20 protein-coding genes are annotated in these 19,033 nt (G+C 67.2%); 13 read left to right on the top strand and 7 right to left on the bottom strand.

Translation table 11 applies throughout. The features are described from left to right. Positions 1-31: 31 nt before the first annotated feature. Positions 32-790: a hypothetical protein gene (locus JC616_RS15325; protein ID WP_227104069.1), complete on the bottom strand. Its 759-nt coding sequence runs from the start codon at positions 788-790 to the stop codon at positions 32-34. Beyond that, positions 787-1,788 carry a substrate-binding domain-containing protein gene (locus tag JC616_RS15320; RefSeq protein WP_227104067.1) on the bottom strand — a complete coding sequence of 334 codons (1,002 nt, stop codon included), beginning with the start codon at positions 1,786-1,788 and terminating at the stop codon, positions 787-789. Before JC616_RS15320 ends, JC616_RS15325 begins: the two co-directional genes overlap by 4 nt. A 259-nt stretch (positions 1,789-2,047) precedes the next feature. Here JC616_RS15320 and JC616_RS15315 point away from each other — a divergent pair, with 259 nt between their 5' ends. From JC616_RS15315 to JC616_RS15300, 4 genes are all read left to right on the top strand, one after another. Continuing rightward, the gene (locus JC616_RS15315; RefSeq protein ID WP_227104065.1) at positions 2,048-3,487 is read left to right on the top strand and encodes a PhoPQ-activated protein PqaA family protein; all 1,440 of its coding nucleotides are present in this window, start codon (positions 2,048-2,050) and stop codon (positions 3,485-3,487) included. Positions 3,488-3,655: 168 nt separating this feature from the next. After that, on the top strand, positions 3,656-4,261 hold the full coding sequence (locus tag JC616_RS15310; protein WP_227104063.1) for a helix-turn-helix transcriptional regulator: 606 nt from the start codon (positions 3,656-3,658) through the stop codon (positions 4,259-4,261). Beyond that, a complete protein-coding gene (locus tag JC616_RS15305; protein ID WP_227104061.1) occupies positions 4,258-5,220 on the top strand; it encodes a threonine/serine dehydratase in 963 nt (320 codons plus the stop codon). Before JC616_RS15310 ends, JC616_RS15305 begins: the two co-directional genes overlap by 4 nt. Next, positions 5,217-6,161, top strand: a complete 945-nt coding sequence (locus JC616_RS15300) for an ornithine cyclodeaminase family protein (RefSeq protein WP_227104059.1) — start codon at positions 5,217-5,219, stop codon at positions 6,159-6,161. The genes JC616_RS15305 and JC616_RS15300 overlap by 4 nt, the downstream gene beginning before the upstream one ends. A gap of 25 nt (positions 6,162-6,186) precedes the next feature. Here JC616_RS15300 and JC616_RS15295 read toward each other — a convergent pair whose 3' ends face one another. Next, a complete protein-coding gene (locus tag JC616_RS15295; protein ID WP_227104057.1) occupies positions 6,187-7,449 on the bottom strand; it encodes a hypothetical protein in 1,263 nt (420 codons plus the stop codon). Positions 7,450-7,717: 268 nt separating this feature from the next. On the opposite strand from JC616_RS15295, the gene JC616_RS15290 reads away from it, so the two are divergent. The 6 genes from JC616_RS15290 to JC616_RS15265 all read left to right on the top strand — a co-directional run bounded on the left by JC616_RS15290 (position 7,718) and on the right by JC616_RS15265 (position 12,608). Then, positions 7,718-8,737 (top strand): threonine aldolase family protein, encoded by a 1,020-nt coding sequence (locus tag JC616_RS15290; RefSeq protein ID WP_227104055.1) that lies wholly within the window; start codon positions 7,718-7,720, stop codon positions 8,735-8,737. Between the two features lie 114 nt (positions 8,738-8,851). Further along, positions 8,852-10,045, top strand: coding sequence for a serine hydrolase domain-containing protein (locus JC616_RS15285; RefSeq protein ID WP_227104053.1), 1,194 nt, complete (start codon positions 8,852-8,854; stop codon positions 10,043-10,045). A 95-nt stretch (positions 10,046-10,140) separates the two neighbouring features. Then, the gene (locus JC616_RS15280) at positions 10,141-10,686 is read left to right on the top strand and encodes a GNAT family N-acetyltransferase (protein ID WP_227104051.1); all 546 of its coding nucleotides are present in this window, start codon (positions 10,141-10,143) and stop codon (positions 10,684-10,686) included. Next, the gene (locus tag JC616_RS15275) at positions 10,679-11,104 is read left to right on the top strand and encodes a DUF2000 domain-containing protein (protein ID WP_107799763.1); all 426 of its coding nucleotides are present in this window, start codon (positions 10,679-10,681) and stop codon (positions 11,102-11,104) included. The genes JC616_RS15280 and JC616_RS15275 overlap by 8 nt, the downstream gene beginning before the upstream one ends. 11 nt (positions 11,105-11,115) lie before the next feature. Beyond that, positions 11,116-11,832 (top strand): helix-turn-helix transcriptional regulator, encoded by a 717-nt coding sequence (locus JC616_RS15270; RefSeq protein ID WP_227104049.1) that lies wholly within the window; start codon positions 11,116-11,118, stop codon positions 11,830-11,832. Next, positions 11,829-12,608, top strand: a complete 780-nt coding sequence (locus JC616_RS15265; protein WP_227104047.1) for a PhzF family phenazine biosynthesis protein — start codon at positions 11,829-11,831, stop codon at positions 12,606-12,608. Before JC616_RS15270 ends, JC616_RS15265 begins: the two co-directional genes overlap by 4 nt. A gap of 181 nt (positions 12,609-12,789) precedes the next feature. On the opposite strand, the gene JC616_RS15260 is transcribed toward JC616_RS15265, so the two are convergent. Then, positions 12,790-13,245, bottom strand: coding sequence for a protease inhibitor I42 family protein (locus JC616_RS15260; protein WP_227104045.1), 456 nt, complete (start codon positions 13,243-13,245; stop codon positions 12,790-12,792). Between the two features lie 202 nt (positions 13,246-13,447). Continuing rightward, on the bottom strand, positions 13,448-14,362 hold the full coding sequence (locus JC616_RS15255; protein WP_107799759.1) for a LysR family transcriptional regulator: 915 nt from the start codon (positions 14,360-14,362) through the stop codon (positions 13,448-13,450). Between the two features lie 417 nt (positions 14,363-14,779). Here JC616_RS15255 and JC616_RS15250 point away from each other — a divergent pair, with 417 nt between their 5' ends. From JC616_RS15250 to JC616_RS15240, 3 genes are all read left to right on the top strand, one after another. Beyond that, positions 14,780-16,192: an MFS transporter gene (locus tag JC616_RS15250; protein WP_227104043.1), complete on the top strand. Its 1,413-nt coding sequence runs from the start codon at positions 14,780-14,782 to the stop codon at positions 16,190-16,192. 79 nt (positions 16,193-16,271) lie between these two features. After that, the gene (locus JC616_RS15245) at positions 16,272-16,643 is read left to right on the top strand and encodes a VOC family protein (protein ID WP_227104041.1); all 372 of its coding nucleotides are present in this window, start codon (positions 16,272-16,274) and stop codon (positions 16,641-16,643) included. An 81-nt stretch (positions 16,644-16,724) separates the two neighbouring features. Next, positions 16,725-17,711, top strand: a complete 987-nt coding sequence (locus tag JC616_RS15240; RefSeq protein WP_227104039.1) for a DUF1176 domain-containing protein — start codon at positions 16,725-16,727, stop codon at positions 17,709-17,711. Positions 17,712-17,785: 74 nt separating this feature from the next. Here the strand turns inward: JC616_RS15240 and JC616_RS15235 are convergent, their stop codons facing one another. Both JC616_RS15235 and JC616_RS15230 read right to left on the bottom strand, forming a co-directional pair. Beyond that, positions 17,786-18,145 carry a VOC family protein gene (locus JC616_RS15235; protein ID WP_107799755.1) on the bottom strand — a complete coding sequence of 120 codons (360 nt, stop codon included), beginning with the start codon at positions 18,143-18,145 and terminating at the stop codon, positions 17,786-17,788. A gap of 68 nt (positions 18,146-18,213) precedes the next feature. Beyond that, on the bottom strand, positions 18,214-18,798 hold the full coding sequence (locus JC616_RS15230) for a HutD/Ves family protein (RefSeq protein ID WP_107799754.1): 585 nt from the start codon (positions 18,796-18,798) through the stop codon (positions 18,214-18,216). Positions 18,799-19,033 lie beyond the last annotated feature (235 nt).

The following is a 19,033-nucleotide window of genomic DNA, read 5'->3' as shown; positions in this document are numbered from 1 at the left end:
CGCCTCGGCCCGGTTTGCGGGGAAGGGCGTCCTACTGGCGGCTCCGCTCCCAGGCGGCCTGGGTTTCCAGGAACAAGCCGTGCAGCCGGTATTTGTCCCAGATGAAGGCCGTTTCCTTGGCGAACAAGCCGGCGCGCAAAGCCTGCCTGAGCTTGGCCAGAATCGCCGGCGGCGTGTCCGGATGGCAGATCAGCCAGCGCTCGGCCGGCGTCAGCGCCAGCGCCTTGCGCGGCGGCGGGCCGTCCTCCGGCGCGGGCGGGGTGTCGCTGACGAAGACCTCCAGCCGCTTGGCCGCCAGCATTTTGAAACCCAGCGCCGGTTTGGCGATGGGGATGTAGCTCAGCTGGGCGGAACTGAGCAGATCGCGCGCTTCCGCGATGTCCACCGTGCCCAGGGTCATGCCCTGCATATCGCGCAGATTCTTGAACGGCGCCGCGTTGCCGCGGGCCACGTAGGCCTGCAAGACCACCGGCGAGATGGCGGCCACATAGCTGACGGTTTCCGCCTTGCCCTGGTCGAAGTTCACATCCAGCGCGCAGGTGTTCTTCTCCGCGGCGGCCAGGAAATACGCGCGCTTGGCCGGCACGCCTTTCAGCGCCACCTCCAGCCCGGCCTTGGCCGTCAGGTAGCGGAAAGCGTCGGCGTAGGGGCCGCCGAGGCCGTCTCGGGCCGGCGTCAGATAGGGCGGATGCGCGTCCGCCACCACGGTCAGCAGCGGCTGGGCCTGGGCCAGGCAGGCGGCGCCGGCCAGCGCCGCCGCCAGCCGTCTGAACGCGGGCGGCGGGCTCAAGACTTCACCAGATCCACCGGCGTGCGCACAATGCTCTGCATCTCGCTTTGCGTCAGCCGCTTGTTGAAGGATTCCAGCCCCAGGCGGATGGCGTACTCCGCCTGCAAGGCCGGGTGCTGGTCCGCGGTGGCGTAAATGCGCTTGGACGCCAGCAGCGCGGCCATCTCCGGGATATTGTCGTAGCCGCCGATCAAGACCTTGCCGTCCCGCTTCAATTCCGTCACCGCCTGCGCCGCGCCAATCGCCATATTGTCGTTGCCGCACAAGAGCGCGGCCAGGTCCGGCGTCTGTTTCATCAGCTTCAGCGCCGCCGCCCGGCCGGCGTCCCGCTCCCAATCGCCCCAGGCGAGGGCGGCCAGCGTCATATTGGCGCTGGCTATCGCCTCCCGGTAACCGTCGCTGCGCGCCTTGGCGTTGATGGAGCCGGGCAGGCCCTCGATGATGGCCGCCTTGCTGCGCGGCTTCAAGGCCCGCAGCACATAGTCTCCCACCGCGCGCGCGCCGCTGAAATTGCTGGGGCCGACAAAGGGAATGTTGACGCCGTGGCTGGCCAGCGCCCGGTCATCCAGCTTGTTGTCCAGATTGATCACCAACAGGCCGCTTTGCACCGCCTTGATCAGCGCCGGGATGATGGCGCGGGAGTCCGCTGGCGTGATCAGCAGGATCTGCTCGCGGCGGGCGATGCAGGCCTCAACGATCTTGATCTGCCCGGCCAGATCGGTCTCCCCCTGCACCCCGTCTATCGTCAGCTGATAGTCGCCGCTGTGCTGCGCGTGGTGCCTGCGCGCGCCGGCCGTCATCACGCTGAAGAAGGGGTTTCTCAGCGATTTGAGCACCAGGGTCACCGCGGGCTTCGTCGCGGCCGCCGCCAGCCGGGGCCAGGCCAGCAGGCCCAGAGATGCCAGTAAAAACGCGCGCCGCCGCATGGAGCTCCCCCGCCTGTCGAATGAATGCGCCGGCAAGCCGCCGGCCAGGCCCGGCCGCGCGGCCAGGCTCAAGGATATGGCTTCTTTATAGAGCACAGCGGGGAGGGCGGCAGGAGCGGACTATCCATGCATTTGAGGGGTTTGGCCTCACTCTCGTCATCGATGGGCGTCGTCATGATGGGGGCAGGCCAAGCTCTGCCGCAGCGGCGGCTGTTATGGAAACATGGCCGTAAAGGACGCTTGGCGGAGGCGTGTGGAGTAGCGCTTGAGTGTTTACCCTAATCCCTGCAAAATCTAGCACCTACTCTCTAACAATTAATACATTCCGCCGATGAACATTTCTCTTTCCCTCGCGCTGCGCGCCTGCGCCGCGTTGTGCTTGTCATGGCCCGCCGTCGCGCCGGCCAAGTCCTTGCCGGTTCCGCCCGCCTCCACCGTGGTCGCCGACTATCTGCAACAGGCCAAGGCCAGTCAGCAGCCGGCCGAGCTGCTCAGCTCGGTGGTGGAGGACGGGGTGGAGGTGCGCATGTACCGGATGGTGTCGCAGCAATGGCCGGGAGCCGGCAGCGGCATTGGGAGCAATGCGCCGCTGTGGGAGCAGCAGTACAAGCTGGTCCTGCCCTTGACGCGCAAGCCGGGCGCGCCGGTGCTGCTGTACGTCAACGGCGGCAGCAATCACGCGCAGCCGCCCAAACTGCCGGACCGCTTGCCGGCGGAAGCGCTGGCGCGCGATCTGGGCGTGCCGGTGGCCGAGCTGTATTTCGTGCCGAACCAGGATTTGCAATTGGACGAGCAGCCGGCCGGCCGCGAGGACGCGCTGGTGGCCTATACCTGGCGCAAAACGGTGGATCAGCCGCAGGTGGAGCGTTTCAGCTCCCTGCATCTGCCGATGACGCAGGCGGTGAGCGCGACGATGGACGCCTTGCAGCGCAGCCTGCCGGGCAGCGAGCGTTTCGTGGTGGCCGGCGCGTCCAAGCGCGGCTGGGCCGCTTGGCTGGCCGGTCTGAACGATAAGCGGGTGAGCGCCATCGTGCCGGTGGTGGCGGATTTCTGGAACGTGCGCGTCAACTTCACCCATGTCTACAACAGCTACGGCCAGCAGTGGCCGGCGGCGCTGCGCGATTATCAGCGCAACGGCATCACCGAGGATGTGCTGCAGGGAGGGCCGGGTCTGGACGCCTTGTTGCGCTTCGAGGACGTGGTCAATTACCGCGCCGGGATGGCGCGTTTGAGCAAGTATATGATTTCCGCTTCCGGCGACGACTTCGCTGTGCCGGACTCCGCCTGGAGCTATCTGCCGGACTTCGCCGGCCCCACCCAGCTGCGCTATCTGCCCAATCAGTCGCACTATGTGAAGGGCGATCAGATCGGCAAGGCCTTGCGGCAGTTCATGCGCCGCTGGCTGGCCGGCAAGCCGATGCCGCGGGCGCAGGTGGACGCGGACCCGGCCAGCGGCCGGCTGCGCGTCAGCGTGGCGGAGCGCGAGGCGGGCAAGGCGACGCTGTGGCTGGCGCATAACCCCGCGAGCCGGGATTTCCGCTTCAATTCCGGCATCCGTTATCAGCCCAAGGCGATTGAAGGCCAGTGCCGCCGCGGCAACTGCCGCTTCGAGTTCAAGCCGGACGCTTCGCAGCCGGGCTGGCAGGCTTATTTCATCGAGTTCGAGGGCCAGGATTTCGCCTGGAGCACGCCGCCCTTGGTGTGGCCGCACGCCTATCCCAACGGCGAGCCGGTGCCGTTTGGCGCGCCGCGTTTGCAACTGGGGCGCTGATCGCGCTTGGGCGGGCGGTTTGGCCGCCTGCGCCAGATCTCGAAGCCGGCTGAGCCGGCTTTTATTTTTCTCATGTTTTGTATTTTTTAGTCCAATCTGGATTTTTTTGTTTACATTTTGGATTTCAAAGTCTACTATGGATTCATTGATCCAATTGTGAGTGCCGCCATGCTGTCCCGTTACCAGTCCATCGCCGACGCCATCGCCACCTTGTTCTATCCCTATGCCGAAGTGGTGCTGCACGACCTGGCCACCCAGTCCGTGGCCTATATCGCCAACAATTTCTCCAAGCGCGAGCTGGGCGACGATTCCGGCCTGGACGAGCTGGAAAACACGCCGGACGCGACGGTGATCGGTCCTTACGAAAAACTGAACTGGGACGGCCGCAAGCTGCGCTCCATCAGCGTGGTGCTGCGCGACGACGCCGGAGCCGTGCTCGGCATGATGTGCGTGAACCTGGACATCTCGGTGTTCGAGGGCGCGCGGGCGGCGCTGGACCTGTTTCTGTCCGGCAGCAAGCTGGTGGCGCAGCCGGCCTTGTTGTTCGAGGACGACTGGCAGGAGCGCATCAACCGTTTCATCCACGGCTGGCTGCAACAGCGCCAGCTGAGCCTGTCCATTCTCAACCGCGAGCACAAGCGCGAGCTGGTGGAGGCGCTGCTGCACGAGGGCGCGTTTCGCGGCAAGAACGCCGCCAACTACGTGGCCAATGTGCTGGGCATGGGCCGCGCCACGGTTTTCAAGCATTTGAAAGAGCTGAAGGAGCAAGCATGACACTGGATTCCCTGTTCGACGCCATCGCCGCCGCCCACCAAGCCATCCGCCCGCAGGCGCGGGTCACGCCGCTGGAGCACAGCCCGGCCTTGTCCGCCCTGACCGGCTGCGAGGTGTATCTGAAGTGCGAGCATCTGCAGCGCACCGGCTCCTTCAAATTCCGCGGCGCCAGCAACAAGCTGCGGCTGCTGGACCCGGCGGCGCGGCGGGAAGGGGTGATCGCCGCGTCCACCGGCAACCACGGCCAGGCGGTGGCCTTGGCCGGCGGGCTGTTGCAAGTGCCGGTGACGGTGTACGCGCCGGCGTCCGCCGCCGCGGTGAAGCTGGACGCCATCCGCGCGCTGGGCGCGGAGCTCAAGCTGGTGGACGGCGGCGCGCTGGAGGCGGAACTGAGCGCCGGCGAGGCGGCGCGGCGGGCGGGTCTGCCCTTTGTGTCGCCGTACAACGATCTGGACGTGGTGGCCGGCCAGGGCACGGTGGGCATGGAACTGGCCGAGCAGTGCCCGGAGCTGGACGCGGTCTTTGTCTCCGTGGGCGGCGGCGGCCTGATTTCCGGCATCGGCGCGGCCTTGCGGCGCCTGGCGCCCGGCGCGGAACTGGTGGGCTGCTGGCCGGAGGCGGCGGCCACCATGCACGCCAGCCTGCAAGCCGGCCGCATCGTCGAGGTGGACGAGGGCGACACCCTGTCCGACGGCACCGCCGGCGGGGTGGAGCCGGGCGCGGTGACTTTCGAGCTGTGCCAGGCCTTGATCCGCCGTTGCGCGCTGGTCAGCGAGGCGGAGATCCGCGCGGCGCTGCGCTTGCTGGCCCAAAGCGAGCGCTGGATGACGGAGGGCGCGGCGGGCGTGGCGCTGGCCGGCCTGTTGCGGCAGGCGCCGCGCTACCAGGGCAAAAAGGTGGCGGTGGTGCTGTGCGGCCGCAACATCGTGCTGGATAAGTTTTTGAAGGCGGTGTCATGAAAACCTTCAACAAGGATGAAATCCTGGCGCGGCTGGATCTGGAGCGGGCGGAAGCGCTGCTGCGCCAGGGTTTCATCGCCTATTCCGCCGGCCGCGCGCAACTGCCGCCGGTGCAGCATTTCGCCTTTGCCGCGGCCAACGGCGATTGCTGCGTGAAATCCGGCTATGTGGAGGGCGAGAGCCTGTTCGCGGTCAAGGTGTCGTCCGGTTTCTACGACAATCCCAAGCGCGGCCTGCCCAGCAATCAGGGCCTGGTGCTGTGCTTCTGCGCCCGCACCGGCGCGCCGTTGGCGCTGCTGCGGGACGAGGGCTGGCTCACCGCCTGGCGCACCGCGCTGGCCGGCAGGCTGGCGGCGCGGGTCTTGGCGCCCAGCCGGGTGGAGGCGATAGGCATTGTCGGCACCGGCTTGCAGGCGCGCTTGCAATTGCGCGCCTTGCAGGCGGTGACGCCGTGCCGGGAGACGTGGGTGTGGGGGCGTTCCGAGACCGAACTGGCGGCTTTCGCCGCCGAGTTCGAAGCCGAGGGCTACCGTGTGCGGACCACGCTGGACGCGGAGCCGCTGGCGCGCGCCTGCCGGCTGATCGTCACCTGCACGCCGTCCGCCCGGCCCATTCTGCGGGCCGGCTGGCTGCGGCCCGGCAGCCATGTCACCGCGGTGGGCGCGGACGCCGCCGGCAAGCAGGAACTGGAGACGGAATGGGTGGCCACCGCGGACCGCATCGTGGTGGACTCCGTCGCGCAGTGCGCGGCTTACGGCGAGGTGTCGCACGCGCTGGCCGCCGGCCTGCTGGAGCGCGAACGCTTGGCGGAGCTGGGGCGGGTGCTGGCCGGCGAGCTGGCGGGCCGGCAAAGCGAGGACGAGATCACGCTGGCGGACCTGACCGGACTGGCGGTGCAGGACGCGCAGATCGCCAAATGCGTGCTGGAGGCCCAGGCCTGAGACGCGCTTGACCGTCAAGGGGTTCTCAGGCCGCGTGCGGGAAACCGTGCACCGGCCGCAAGGGCGGCCGGGCGTAGCCGCCCTGTTTTTGCGCCGCCATCAGAAAGCGGGTGTAGTTTTCCTTGCCCACCTGGCGGAAGTTGAATTTGACGGTGTCGGCAGAGAGCGCGGCGCCGTCTTTGGCCTGCAAGCGGGCGACGATGTCGGCGACCACATTGTCCGCCTGCTGGCGCAGCGCCGAGCCCGCTTCTTTTTTCAGCATCTCGTTGAGGGTGACGATGGCGGGCGCGTCCGCCAGCCCCATGGCGGACAGGGCGGCGGCGTGTTGGCCGAAGTGCCGCCAGACGATGGCCTGGGAGCCCAGCCGCAACACGAACTTGAACGGAAAGCCGGTGCGGATGGAGAGCAGCACCGGGTCTATGCACACCAATTGTTCTATCGAGTTGACGCCCTCGGCCGCCAGCGCGGCGGAAATATTGGCGGTCACGCCTTCCAGCTGGATCAGTTGGTCGTTTTCCTGCGGCTGTTCCTTGGCGTTCAGGTTCAGCGCCACCAGCCGGCGCAGCAGCTTGAACAGGGAGTCCATCGGAAAGGCGCCGACGGCGAAGGCGGCCACGGTCTGCGCGGCGGAGACGGTTTCGGAGTCGCCGGCGGCGCTGACGGCCGCGCCGATGGGAATGGCCAGCATCATGCGCAGCGCGTACCAGTACACGTCCGCCACATTGAGGCTGCGCTTGCGCACGCTCAGCACCATATCGCTGACCACGAACAGATAGGCGCCGGCGATGGCGGCGCAGACGATCTGGGTGCCGAAGGGCAGGTCCAGCTGCCCGTTGACGGCGAGCAGATAAAGCACGCTCATGCACAGGGTGGCGATCAGCATCAGCATCATCGGGGTGAGAAAGGCGGCGCGGCCGTAGTGCTCGCGGTAGATCTGTTCGAACAATTGCTCGGCGGCGGCCTCCACCTCCTCGTTTTCCGGCAGCGGCCAGGCGTTCAGCTGCGGGTGTTTGTCGGTGCGCGGCTGCCAGAACTGGCGCAGATAATAGATCAGCGCGCCGTTGTTGAGCCGGTTGCGGAATTCCTCGTAGCGGGCGCCCCAGCCTATGACCAGGAAGCGGATCATCGGCGCGGCCGCCAGCGCGGTGGTCAGCAGGCCCAGCGCGAAATGACTGGCGTGCTGCGGGCGGGAAAAGGGCTGCGCCATCAGCAGCGACAGCCCGTACAGCGCGGCGATGTCCAGCAGCAACAGGCCTGCCCACAAGCCGTGATATTTCAGGTTTTTCATGATGGCCTCGCTGATTGGCGGCGTGGCTACCATGGTAGTTCTCCAGCGTAAAATCGCACTCCGTACGAATAACTAGCGCGCCGACCGGCGGCTACCTTATCAAAAGTAGTGTTGAATCATTGATGTCCGGCCCCTAGCATCGGCTTCGCGTTTCATTGGCACGCCAATGGCGCGGACTGGACGACGGGCGCCGACGCGCGCGCTCGCCAGACGCTTTCCTTGCCGCCGCTTGCCATCCTCCAGCCGACGTTCACGAACGGAGCCAGACATGCCGGACATCATCGATTTGAGAAGCGACACCCTGACGCGGGTCAGCAAGAGCGACGTGGAGACGCTGGATTTCGCCAAGATCGGCGACGACTGCTACGGCGAAGACCGCTATGTGCGCGAGCTGGAAGCCTACTGCGCGGACTTGTTCGGCAAGGAAGCGGCCTTGTTCATGCCCTCAGGCACCATGAGCAATCAAGTGGGGCTGCGCTGCCTGGCCGGGCCCGGCGACGAGATCGTCACCGAGGTGGGCTACCACATCAATTTCTTCGAATCCTCCGCCGTCAGCGCCAATAGCGGCCTGGTGCTGAACCCCTACCACAGCGCGGACGGCATCCTCACCGCCGACGACGCGCGCCGGGCCATTCACGCCAAGGCGCGCTGGTCCAGCCTGTACGCGGAGCCCAAGGCGGTGGCGATAGAAAGCAGCATCAACACCTACGGCGGCATCGTCTATCCGGCGGCGGAAATGCTGCGCATGCGCGCGCTGTGCGACGAAATGGGGCTGAGCCTGTACCTGGACGGCGCGCGGGTGCTCAACGCTTGCAGCCATCTGGACCTGTCGCCGGCGCGTTACTTGGGGCCGGCGGACATGCTGAATTTCTGCTTCTCCAAGGGCGTGGGCGCGCCCTTCGGCTCCATCCTGGCCGGCCCGGCCCGCAAGATAGAGGCGGCCAAGGTCTTCCGCAAATGGTACGGCGGCTGCCTGCACCAATCCGGCCTGATGGCCGGCATCGCGCTGGACAAGATGCGGCGCTGGCAGCAGGTGACGCAGGAAGACAATGAAAAGGCCCGCATCCTGGGCGACAAATTGAGCGCGGCGGCGCGGCTGAAGTACCCGGTGGAGACCAATATGGTGTTCATCGAAGCGGCGGACGCCAAGGCCATGGTGGCCAGACTGGCGGAGCGGGGCGTGCTGGCGCTGGCCTGGAAACCGGATCTGGTGCGCTTCATCAGCAGCAGCCTGGTGACGCGCGGGCAGGTGGAGCGGGCGGCGGACATCATACGCGCCAGCCTCTGAAGCGCCGGTCTCCCATTCCGGACAATTTCTCACGATAGCGCGGAGCGCCGCCCGCTTTTTCCCGGCGCGGCCGTCGCTTATCGTGGTGGCTGTTTTGAAGCCAAAGGAAGCGATATGTCGAATGTGGAATGCGGCGTGCGGCCCAGCCGTCTGGAAGCGGGCCTGGACGCGCGGGTGGACGCGGTGCTGGAACAGGCGCTGAGCGAGCGGCGGCTGGTGGGGGCGGTGGTGCTGGTGGCCAAGGACGGCGCGCCGGCTTACCGCCGCGCGGCCGGCTGGGCGGACCGGGAGGCCGGCTTGCCGATGCGGGAGGACGCGCTGTTTCGGCTCGCCTCCGTCAGCAAGCCCATTGTTTCCACGGCGGCGATGGCGCTGGCGGCGCGGCGGCGGCTGGACTTAGACGAAGACATCGCCCGTTGGCTGCCGGAATTCCGGGCGCGGCTGGCGGACGGCGCGCCGGCGCGGATCACGCCGCGGCAGCTGCTCAGCCATACCGCCGGCCTGGGCTATCGCTTTTTCGAGGAGGACGGCGACGGTCCCTACGCCCGCGCCGGAGTGTCCGACGGCATGGATGCCGACGGCCTCACCCTGACGGAGAATCTGCGCCGCATCGCCAGCGTGCCGCTGCTGTATACGCCGGGCCAGTCCTGGGGCTATTCGCTGGCCACCGATGTGCTGGGCGCGCTGGTGGAGCGGGTGGCGGACCAGCCGCTGCCGCAGGCGGTGCGCCGCTGGGTCACAGCGCCGCTGGGCATGGACGACACCGATTTTCACGCGCTGGAGCCGGGCCGCCTGGCCGCGGTCTACGTCAACGGCGAGGCCGAACCGTGGCGGATGGAGCAGCCGGCGATCGTGGCGCCGTTCGAAGGCACGGTGGGCATACGCTTTGCGCCGCAGCGGGCGCTGGACGCCGGCGCCTATCCGTCCGGCGGCGCCGGCATGGTGGGCAGCGCCGACGATTTCCTGCGCCTGCTGGAGGCGTTGCGGCAGGGCGGCGCGCCCTTGCTGCCGCCGGAGTGGGTGGAGGAGATGGCGCGCAATCACACCGGAGCGCAGGAACTGCCGGAAATGCCCGGCTTCGGTTTCGGCCTGGGCTTCTCGGTGCTGCGCGATCCGGCCGCCGCCGCCTCGCCGGAATCGCCCGGCACCTGGCGCTGGGGCGGCGCTTACGGCCACTCCTGGTTTGTGGACCGCGCGCGCGGCCTGAGCGTGGTGGCCTTCACCAACACCTTGTACGAAGGCATGTCCGGGCGCTTCGTCGCCGATCTGCGCGACGCGGTCTACGGCGTGGCGCCCCTCTTGCAATAATTCAACCAAAAATGTAGATTTCAACAAATTGTTGAATTGTGGCGGCCCAAGCCCGGCAAGATTCGAGCTTGGGCCGCTGGCGTGAAGGGGAAACGATGTTGCAATTGGAACGGCTGACGCTGCGCGAATTTCGCGCCGAGGATTTGCCCAATGTGTTTTACGGGCTGTCGCACCCGGAAGTGATCAAGCATTACGGCATCCATTACGCCAGCGAGGAGGACTGCCGCGCGCAGATGCGCTGGTTCGACGACATCCGCGCCGACGGCAGCGGCCTGTGGCTGGCGCTGGAAACGCGGGAGGATGAGCGCTTCCTGGGCGCGGTGGGCATCAGCTCCTGGTCGGAACAGCACCATTGCGCCGAACTGGGCTATTGGCTGCTGCCGGAACACTGGGGCCGCGGCTATATGCGGGAAGCCCTGCGCGGTTTCCTGAGGCTGGCCTATCGCCGCTTCCCGCTCAACCGCGTCTACGCGCAAGTGGAAGTGGACAATCTGGGCTCCGGCAAACTGTTGCGGAGCGTCGGCTTTACCCTGGAGGGCGTCAGCCGCGAGTGCGAATGGAAGGACGGCCGCTATCTGTCGCTGGCCAATTACGCCTTGTTGCGCGCGGAGCATGAGGCGGAGGACGGCGGCGATGAGTGAGGCGGAACGCAAATACGTGGCGGTGATCCACAAGCGGCTGGAGCCGGGCCGGGCGATGAATGTGCTGGGCCATCTGGCGCTGGCCCTGGCCTGCCGGCTGCGGCGCGCGGACGCGGCGGCAAACCACGTGGACTATGTGGACGCCGACGGCGGCGTGCACCCGGCGATTTCGGCCGATCCCTTCATCGTGCTGCGCGCGGACAACTCCGCCAAGCTGGAGCGGCTGCGCCAGGCCGCCGCCGAGGCCGGCGTGGTCTGCGTCGACTTCACCGACACCATGGGCGAGGGCGGCAGCGCCGAACAACTGCGCCGCACCGCGGCCACCCCGGCCGCCGCGCTGGAATACTGGGGCGTGGCCTTGTGCGGCGACGAGGCGGCGTTGGGCGCGCTGACGCGCAAATTCAGTCTTTACCGTTGACGGGCGGCCGCATGGAAGACCCGAAACCGGCGGCCGATCCGGCCCAGGCGGAAAAACAGGCGGTGCTGCGCGCCTTGAGCGCCGCGGTCAAATTGGTGGGGGCCATGGTGGACGCGCACACCGAGGTGGTGCTGCATGATCTGAGCCGGCCGGAGCGCTCCGTCGTCGCCATCGAGAACGGCCATGTGTCCGGCCGCCGTCTAGGGGACGCCATCCTGGGCGGCCCGGCCGGCGACCGCGGCTTCGCCGCCATCGAACAGGCGATGCGTCAGGGCGGCGCGGAACCGGCGCTGGTGTCCGGCTACCACACCCTGAGCCGCGACGGCCGGCGGCTGCTGTCCGCCAGCGCCGTCTTCAAGACCGCCGCCGGCGAACCCTTCGCCGCGCTGTGCCTGAACAGCGACCGCAGCCAGCTGGAAGCGGCGCTGGCCTGCCTGCAGGCGCTGGCGGGCCGCGCGCCGCCGCCGCCTCCGGCCGCGCCGGAGCCGCCGGCCATGGACGAGGCGATGCAGGACATCATCGCCCAGGCGCTGGAGCGCGGCGGCAAGCCGCTGGCGCGGATGAAAAAGGCGGACAAGAAACAGGCGGTGGCGCAGATGCTGGAGCAGGGCCTGTTCATCGTCAAAGGCGGGGTGGAGCGCGCGGCGGAGGCGCTGGGCGTCAGCCGCTACACCGTCTACAACTATCTGGACGAAATCCGCGGCGATGCGCGGGAGGACAAGGCATGAAGATTCCCATCTACCAGGTGGACGCGTTCTGCGACGCGGTGTTCCACGGCAATCCGGCGGCGGTGTGTCCCTTGCCGGCCTGGCTGCCGGACGCCGCGCTGCAAGCCATCGCCATGGAAAACAATCTGTCCGAGACCGCCTTCCTGGTGGCGGAGGGCGAACGAATGGCGCTGCGCTGGTTCACGCCCACCACCGAGGTGGATTTGTGCGGTCACGCCACGCTGGCCAGCGCCTGGGTCTTGTTCCATGAGTTGGGCTGGCGCGGCGAACGCATCGTCTTCCAGACCCGCAGCGGCGAATTGACGGCGCGGCGCGACGGCGAGCGCATCGAGCTGCGCTTCCCCGCGGTGACGCCGCGCCCCTGCGCCGAGCCGCCCGGCCTGCTGGCGGCGCTGGGCCTGGACGCCGGCCAGGTGCTGGCCGCCGACGATTACATCGTGGTGCTGGACGACGCGGCGCGGCTGGCGGCGCTGCGGCCGGACTTCCAGCGGCTGCGCGGCTTGCCCAAGCGCGGGGTGGCGGTGACCGCGCGCGGCGCGGACTGCGATTTCGTCAGCCGCTGGTTCGGCCCCGGCGTCGGCGTCGACGAAGACCCGGTCACCGGCTCGGCCCACTGCTGGCTGGCGCCGTACTGGGCCGGCGTGCTGGGCAAGACCCGCTTGCAGGCGCGCCAGGGCGGCGCGCGCCGCGGCAGCCTGGAATGCCGGCTGGAAGGCGCGGAAGTGGCTTTGCTGGGGCAGGCGCGGCTGTATCTGAGGGGCGAGATTTACGTTTAGAGCCGGTTCAATGCCTGCCGCGTTTTGTGAAGCGTTGCAGGTGAGTACAAGCTCAAAATGCTTATATACCACGCGTACATTCCGCTTTTTCGCTCGTTTTCGCCTTGTCTCGCCTTAGCTCCCGAGATCGTAAACAGGTTCTGAGAGAATAGTGCCGATATGATCGCTCGGAACTATTTCGTTATTTAACAGTAACTTTTACCGTTATGACTTTTTTAGCGCCCTTGCTCCACTGTTGACCATACTCAAATCTTACTGTCCCGGTTCCTTTTTCTAACGCTTTAAATATATAGCTTGTAAACCCGCCACATCCAACTGGCGGCACGCCCTCATTGTTGACGACGCCGCATTTGTCAGATGGTTTATGGCTGGAACTCAGAAACATCAATTCCGCAGGAAGTGTCCTTAAGCCCCAAGAGGCTCCTGTTGAGGGATTGTCAGGAAAGGTAATCGAAAAAATACGATCCAAGTTGACTTCAATATGGCCATTCCCTTCTTTAGGCAGGTCGTGATGTTGTTCAGGCACTGAATAATCGCCAATATTTAAATCATAATAGCCGAATGAATCTGATTTCATTTGAGCCCCTTTCTCAGAAGAAAAGCAAGTTGCCGGAATTAAGCAAAAAGATGTGACCATCAGTGTCTTATAAAAACTATGCATACTTTACCTCACTGAATATGAGTGATCAGAAGTTGATTGGCTGCCTAATGGATTGGTAAGCGAGTCAGCGTTGAAGCGAGTCATGGAGTCGCCAGCTTACTGAAGCGCTTTAGAACCTGTTTACGATCTGCTGCGCGTCGGCGATACGCAGGTAAACAGGTTTTTAGAGCGGCGCGCTTCAAACGGCGGCTTCCGCCGCCAATTGTTCATCGCACACCGCCTTGACGCAGGCGCGCAGCCATTGCTGCGCCGGGTCCGCGTCCAGGCGCGGATGCCAGATCATGGAAATGGTGATCTCCGCCACCGCCAGCGGCAGCGCGAAGCTGTGCAGGCCGGCGCGCAGATGGCCGGTGTGGCGCTCCGGCACGGTGGCGATCAAATCGCTGGCGCGCGCCAGCGCCAGCGCGGCGGCGAAGCCGCCCACGGTGACCGCGACGTCGCGGCGCAGCCCCTGCGCGTTCAGGGCCTCGTCCACCGGCCCGACCAGCCCGCCGCGGCGGGCCACCAACACATGGCGGCCGGCGGCGTAGCGGGCGATGTCGACGGCGTCGGCCGCCAGCGGATGGCCGGCGCGCACCACGCCGACGAAGCGGTCGCGGAACAACATGCGCACCCGCAACTCCGGCCCGGCTTCGTGGCCCACCACGCCGGTGTCCAGATCCACCGCGCCGTCGCGCAGCGGCGCGTTGTCCTTGTCGCGCTTGGGCAGGAAATGCAGACGCACGCCCGGCGCCTCGCCTTGCAGCCGCGCCAGCAGCCGCGGGCCGAAGTTTTCGACGAAACCGTCGCTGCAGCGCAGGGTGAAGCTGCGTTGCAAGCGGTCCAGCCGCAGCGTTCCGGCCGGGCGCAGCGCGCTTTCCGCGTCCAGCACCAGCGCGTGCACCCGTTCGCGCAGTTCCAGCGCGCGCGGCGTCGGCGTCAGGCCGCGGCCGGCGCGCACCAGCAGCGGGTCGCCGGTGACCTCGCGCAAGCGCGCCAGCGCGCGGCTCATCGCCGAGGGGCTGAGCTGCAGGCGGCGCGCGGCGCGGGCCACGCTGCCTTCGTTCAGCAGCGCGTCCAGGGTGATCAGCAGATTGAGATCGGGTATGGGCATGGCTTCGCCTTAAAGAGCCTATTCAATGTCTCGCGAGCAAGGGCAAGACGAAAACGGCTGAGAAAGCGGAATGTACACGTGGTAGATGAGCATTTCGAAGCCGTTTTCAACGCCCTTGTCTACAATCCCGCCGCAACGCAGCAGATGGTACACAGACTCATTAGAGCGGCTAACAAACCCCTGATGCTGCGTTGCGCCGACTTGCCGTACTCAAGTACTGCCTGCGTCGGCGCGCCTTGCCTCAGTCGTGAAACTGATTTTTGTTAGCCACTCTTAGTACAGCGATACCTGGCGCCAAACGCAACTATTTAGTGTAAACCATGCGTCTTCCGCCTGCTGTGGCGGCGGCGTAGCCTGTATCGGGTCCGTGTCGACGGCCCCGGCGTTCGGGGCCGGATGCGGGCGGGAGCCGCCCTCATGTCTGTTTCTCCATCCTCTTCGTCTTCTTCCTCCGCCGCGCTGGCCGGCCTGGCGCTGTCTATCCTGCTGGCCTCGCTGGGCGCCAGCGTGGCCAACGTCGGCCTGCCGGCCTTGGCCGCGGCCTTTCGGATCAGCTTCCAGCAAGCGCAATGGGTGGTGCTGGCCTATCTGTTGCTGATCACGCTGGCCAGCGTCAACGCCGGCCGGCTGGGCGATCAGTTCGGCCGCCGGCGCGCCTTGCTGGCCGGCATCGCCTTGTTCGTCGCGGCCTCGGCCGGCTGCGGCGCGGCCGACGCCTTCTGGGCGCTGATCGCCGGACGCGCCTTGCAGGGCGTAGGCGCGGCCTTGATGCTGGCTCTGGGCATGGCTTTTGTCGCGGACATCGCCCCGCAGGGCGAAGTGGGGCGGGCGATGGGATTGTTGGGCGCCATGTCCGCCGTCGGCACCGCGCTGGGCCCGTCGCTGGGCGGCGCGCTGATCGCGGGCTTTGGCTGGCGCGCGATGTTCTGGCCGATGTTGCCGCTGGGCGCGCTGGCTTTCGGCCTGATCTGGCGCAGCGTGCCGGCGCCAAGCGGCCCCGCCGCCGAGCGCGTCGGTTTCGACCTCGCCGGCAGCGGCTGGCTGGCGCTGACCCTGGCCGCCTACGCGCTGGGCTTGACCCTGAAGCCCGATCACGCCCAGGGGGGCTTCGGCGCGCTCAACGCCGTCTTGTTGCTGACGGCCGTCGTCGGCGGCCGCGCCTTCTTGCGGGCCGAGTCCAAGGCCGCCTCGCCCTTGCTGAACCTGGCTCTGCTAAGAGACCCGGCGCTGGCCGCCGGTCTGCTCGGCAACGCCCTGGTGTCCACGGTGATGATGGCCACCCTGGTGGTGGGGCCGTTCTATCTGGCGCGGGGGCTGGGCCTGGACGCCGCCGGCGTCGGCCTGGCGATGTCGCTGGGGCCGCTGGTGGCGGCCTTGAGCGGCGTGCCGGCCGGGCGGATGGTGGACCGCTATGGCTCGGACATCGCGGCGCGTTCCGGCCTGGCGGGCATAGGCGCGGGCGCGCTGGCGCTGGCCTTGCTGCCGGCCAGCCTGGGCCTGGCCGGCTATCTGTTGCCGCTGACCCTGATCACCGCCGCCTACGCCTTGTTCCAGGCCGCCAACAACACTCAGGCGCTGACCGGCGCCGCGGCGCGGCAGCGCGGCCTGGTGTCCGGCCTGCTCAGTCTGTCGCGCAATCTGGGTTTGATCACCGGCGCGTCCTTGATGGGCGCGGTGTTCGCCGCGGCCAGCGGAGCCGCGGACATCGCCGCCGCTGCGCCGCAGCAAGTGGCCGCCGGCGCGCGCGCCGCTTTTGGGCTGGCGGCGGCGCTGATGCTGCTGGCGCTGTTGGCGTCGGCGCATGGGCGCAGAAAAGCCGCGCTCTGCTGACGACACGCTGTCAGCAGGGGGCAGGCAGACTGGTTCTTTTCCACGGCGCAAGCCGCATTCCAGTGAAAAGGAGCAAGTCATGACCTTGACCCCCCAACCCAATCTGCAATTGCTGTATGCGACGGATATCCAGCGCTCCGCCGCGCTGTACCGCCGTTTGTTCGCCGCCGATCCGGTGTTCGTCAGCCCGCGTTACGTCGCCTTCAGCGCCGGCGGCGAGGCGCTGTTCGCCCTGTGGAGCGGCGGGGACGCGCCGCATGCCGACGTCCCGAGATTCGTCGAAGCCGGTATCATGCTGGCATCCGGCGAGGCGGTGGACCAGCTCTATCAGGTCTGGCGGAACGATCCCGATCTGCGCATCGCGCAGCCGCCGAGCACCGAGGTCTTCGGCCGCACTTTCCTGATGCTGGATCCGGACGGGCATCGGCTCCGGGTGTGCCAGCGGGACTGAGCGTTTGCGTCATGCCTGCTGCGCTTTGGCGGTCTGGCCTCGCCGCTGCGCGGCCGGCATGGAATACAACGAAGGGTAATCATGCGAATACACATCATGGCCGCCTTGGCGGCGCTGAATCTGCCCGCCGCGGCATGGGCCAAGACGGAGTCGTACAAGGACTGGGCGGTGGCCTGCGACAACACCCGCCATTGCGAAGCCAACGGCACCCAGGCCGCGGACGGCGACAATCCGGTCAGCCTCTTGCTCAAGCGCGACGGCGGCCCCAATGCGCCGCTGACCGGGGAGTTGATCGCGGCGGACGCCGACGACGGCAAGGCGGGGCCGCTGACGCTGCGGCTGGGCGATTTCAAACTGAGCGGCTTGAAAACGGAGCAGAGCTTGAGCGCCGGGCAGATGGCGCAGCTGCTGCCGCGCATGCTCAACGCGGACGCGATCAGCCTAGGCGACGGCAAGCTGCAATGGACGCTGTCGCTGGCCGGCCTCAAGGCCGCCTTGCTGAAGATGGACGAGGTCCAGGGCCGCCTGGGCACGCCCGGCGCGCTGGTAAAAAAGGGCGCGAAGCCGGAAGCCTCGGTGCCGCCGGCCTTGCCGACGCCTTTGCTGAAACCGGTGGCGGCGGCGGCCCGGCCCGGCGACGCCGCGCTGGCGGCGCCCATTCTCAAAGCGGTGCGCGAGCGCGGCTGCTGGGAGGATATGCCGGATGCGGAGAACCCGACGATAGACGTCCACCGCTTGAGCTCCGACAAGGTGCTGGTGCTGCGCGAATGCGGCCGCGGCGCTTATCAGGGCGGCTTCAGCGTGTGGATAGCCAACGATAAGCCGCCGTATCGGCCGGCGCTGGCCAAGCTGGCCGACGGCGACGCCGCCTATTTGATGAACGCCGAATTCAATCAGGGCGTGCTCAGCAGCTACGCCAAGGGGCGGGGCATAGGCGATTGCAACGTCAGCAGCGCCTGGGCCTGGACCGGCGGCCGCTTCGAACTGATGCACGCCGCCGAGGCGCCGCAGTGCCGCGGCATTCCCGGCGGCGTGTCGCTGCGCAGCTGGGTGACGCGGCAGAAATAAGCGGGCTCGGTCCGCCCGCGCTCCGTGGCGGGGGCGGACCGAGATCCCGTCGTTGGCGTGGCGCCGGTCTTTGCTTATGTCGACGCGGACGCGGCGGCTTCGGGCTGATGCAAGCCAAAGCTCAGGCCGCCGGGCGCATGGCATTGAGCGAATTTGCCGAAGCCCGGCTCCTCCGCGATGCCGCCGTCGATTTGGCCGCCCAAGGCCCGCACGCGCTCCACGGCGGCCGTGAGGTCCGGCACCTGGAAGAAGAGATCGATCCGGGGCGCGGCATCCCCCCCGTGCAGGCCGGCTTTAATCGATCCGGCCTGAAACCAGCCGCCGCCGTCCGTGCCCATCGGATGGAAGCTCCAGCCGAACAGTTCGGCGAAGAAGGCGCCGACAGGGGCCGCGTCTCCGGCGCCGATCTCGATATAGGAAACAGGTGATGCCATGGGAATCTCCTTTTGTGGTGAAAAAGCCTTTTGGCCTATTTCAACGGCCTAAACGATTATAGGCCGGATCAGGCCGGATCGACGGCTTCCAGTTCCACTTGCCACAGCGACAGCGGTCGCGCGGCTTGCAGCCGCAGCGTTTCGCCGCGCCGGGCGACGGCGGCGTCCCAGGCCGCCAGCGGCTGCGGCCGGCCGTCATGCCACAGCCGCGCGCCGTCCTCCAGCGCCAGCAGCAGGGTCAGCTCGGCGTCGGCGCGTAATTCCAGCGCGCCGTCCAGCGTCAGCCTGTCCAAGCGCGAGCGGTAGCGGCCGCGCCGCGTCATCACGTTGAAATCGGTCAGCGGGCCGTCCAGCAGCCGGCTTTGCGCCGGGGTTTCGCCGGCGAAGGCCAGCGGCTCGCCGCCCGGCGTCAGCCGCAGACGGCCGCGGCCGTCCAATTCCAACTCCAGCCCCGCGCCTTGCAGGATCAGCAACTGCCGGTCCACGCCGTCGAAGCGCGAGAACGGCCCGTCGCTGGCCACGCTGGCCAGGCTGACGCGGTAGTCGAAATCGTCCAGGCCGGCCCCGGCCGGGGAGATCAGCAATTGCCGGGTGCTGCCGCCGCCGTTTTTCCACGGGCTGGGCGGGCAGTCTTGCAGGCGGATGAGCGTCATGGCGGGCCTTTGAGTGATTGCGGGGTGGGAAGGGCGCTCCAGTCTAGCAGGAGCGCGCCGCCGGCGTCGCCGGACGCGGGCGGGACTGGAATAGGCGGCCGCGCTTGGTTTACACTTCGGGTTTCCATCACCTTGAATAAAAAAGAAAGGAGGTAAATATGCTTCAATTTGCGCGCCCAGAAATGTCGGTTCGCTTGTTTAGCGCATTTGCCGGCTCTTGCCCGAGTTCCATCGC

It is taken from the genome of Chromobacterium rhizoryzae (genome assembly GCF_020544465.1).
Lineage (GTDB): Bacteria > Pseudomonadota > Gammaproteobacteria > Burkholderiales > Chromobacteriaceae > Chromobacterium.
Note: the sequence above shows the minus strand (reverse complement) of the source record. Positions and strands in the feature narration are given on the sequence as shown.

Coding starts and splice junctions, on each gene's coding strand:
- JC616_RS15250 (WP_227104043.1), top strand. CDS start 14,780: ATGTCTGTTTCTCCATCCTCTTCGTCTTCTTCCTCCGCCGCGCTGGCC.
- JC616_RS15260 (WP_227104045.1), bottom strand. CDS start 13,245: ATGGTCACATCTTTTTGCTTAATTCCGGCAACTTGCTTTTCTTCTGAG.
- JC616_RS15285 (WP_227104053.1), top strand. CDS start 8,852: ATGTCGAATGTGGAATGCGGCGTGCGGCCCAGCCGTCTGGAAGCGGGC.
- JC616_RS15295 (WP_227104057.1), bottom strand. CDS start 7,449: ATGAAAAACCTGAAATATCACGGCTTGTGGGCAGGCCTGTTGCTGCTG.
- JC616_RS15270 (WP_227104049.1), top strand. CDS start 11,116: ATGGAAGACCCGAAACCGGCGGCCGATCCGGCCCAGGCGGAAAAACAG.
- JC616_RS15305 (WP_227104061.1), top strand. CDS start 4,258: ATGACACTGGATTCCCTGTTCGACGCCATCGCCGCCGCCCACCAAGCC.
- JC616_RS15275 (WP_107799763.1), top strand. CDS start 10,679: ATGAGTGAGGCGGAACGCAAATACGTGGCGGTGATCCACAAGCGGCTG.
- JC616_RS15245 (WP_227104041.1), top strand. CDS start 16,272: ATGACCTTGACCCCCCAACCCAATCTGCAATTGCTGTATGCGACGGAT.
- JC616_RS15240 (WP_227104039.1), top strand. CDS start 16,725: ATGCGAATACACATCATGGCCGCCTTGGCGGCGCTGAATCTGCCCGCC.
- JC616_RS15290 (WP_227104055.1), top strand. CDS start 7,718: ATGCCGGACATCATCGATTTGAGAAGCGACACCCTGACGCGGGTCAGC.
- JC616_RS15315 (WP_227104065.1), top strand. CDS start 2,048: ATGAACATTTCTCTTTCCCTCGCGCTGCGCGCCTGCGCCGCGTTGTGC.
- JC616_RS15255 (WP_107799759.1), bottom strand. CDS start 14,362: ATGCCCATACCCGATCTCAATCTGCTGATCACCCTGGACGCGCTGCTG.
- JC616_RS15310 (WP_227104063.1), top strand. CDS start 3,656: ATGCTGTCCCGTTACCAGTCCATCGCCGACGCCATCGCCACCTTGTTC.
- JC616_RS15230 (WP_107799754.1), bottom strand. CDS start 18,798: ATGACGCTCATCCGCCTGCAAGACTGCCCGCCCAGCCCGTGGAAAAAC.
- JC616_RS15280 (WP_227104051.1), top strand. CDS start 10,141: ATGTTGCAATTGGAACGGCTGACGCTGCGCGAATTTCGCGCCGAGGAT.
- JC616_RS15265 (WP_227104047.1), top strand. CDS start 11,829: ATGAAGATTCCCATCTACCAGGTGGACGCGTTCTGCGACGCGGTGTTC.
- JC616_RS15300 (WP_227104059.1), top strand. CDS start 5,217: ATGAAAACCTTCAACAAGGATGAAATCCTGGCGCGGCTGGATCTGGAG.
- JC616_RS15235 (WP_107799755.1), bottom strand. CDS start 18,145: ATGGCATCACCTGTTTCCTATATCGAGATCGGCGCCGGAGACGCGGCC.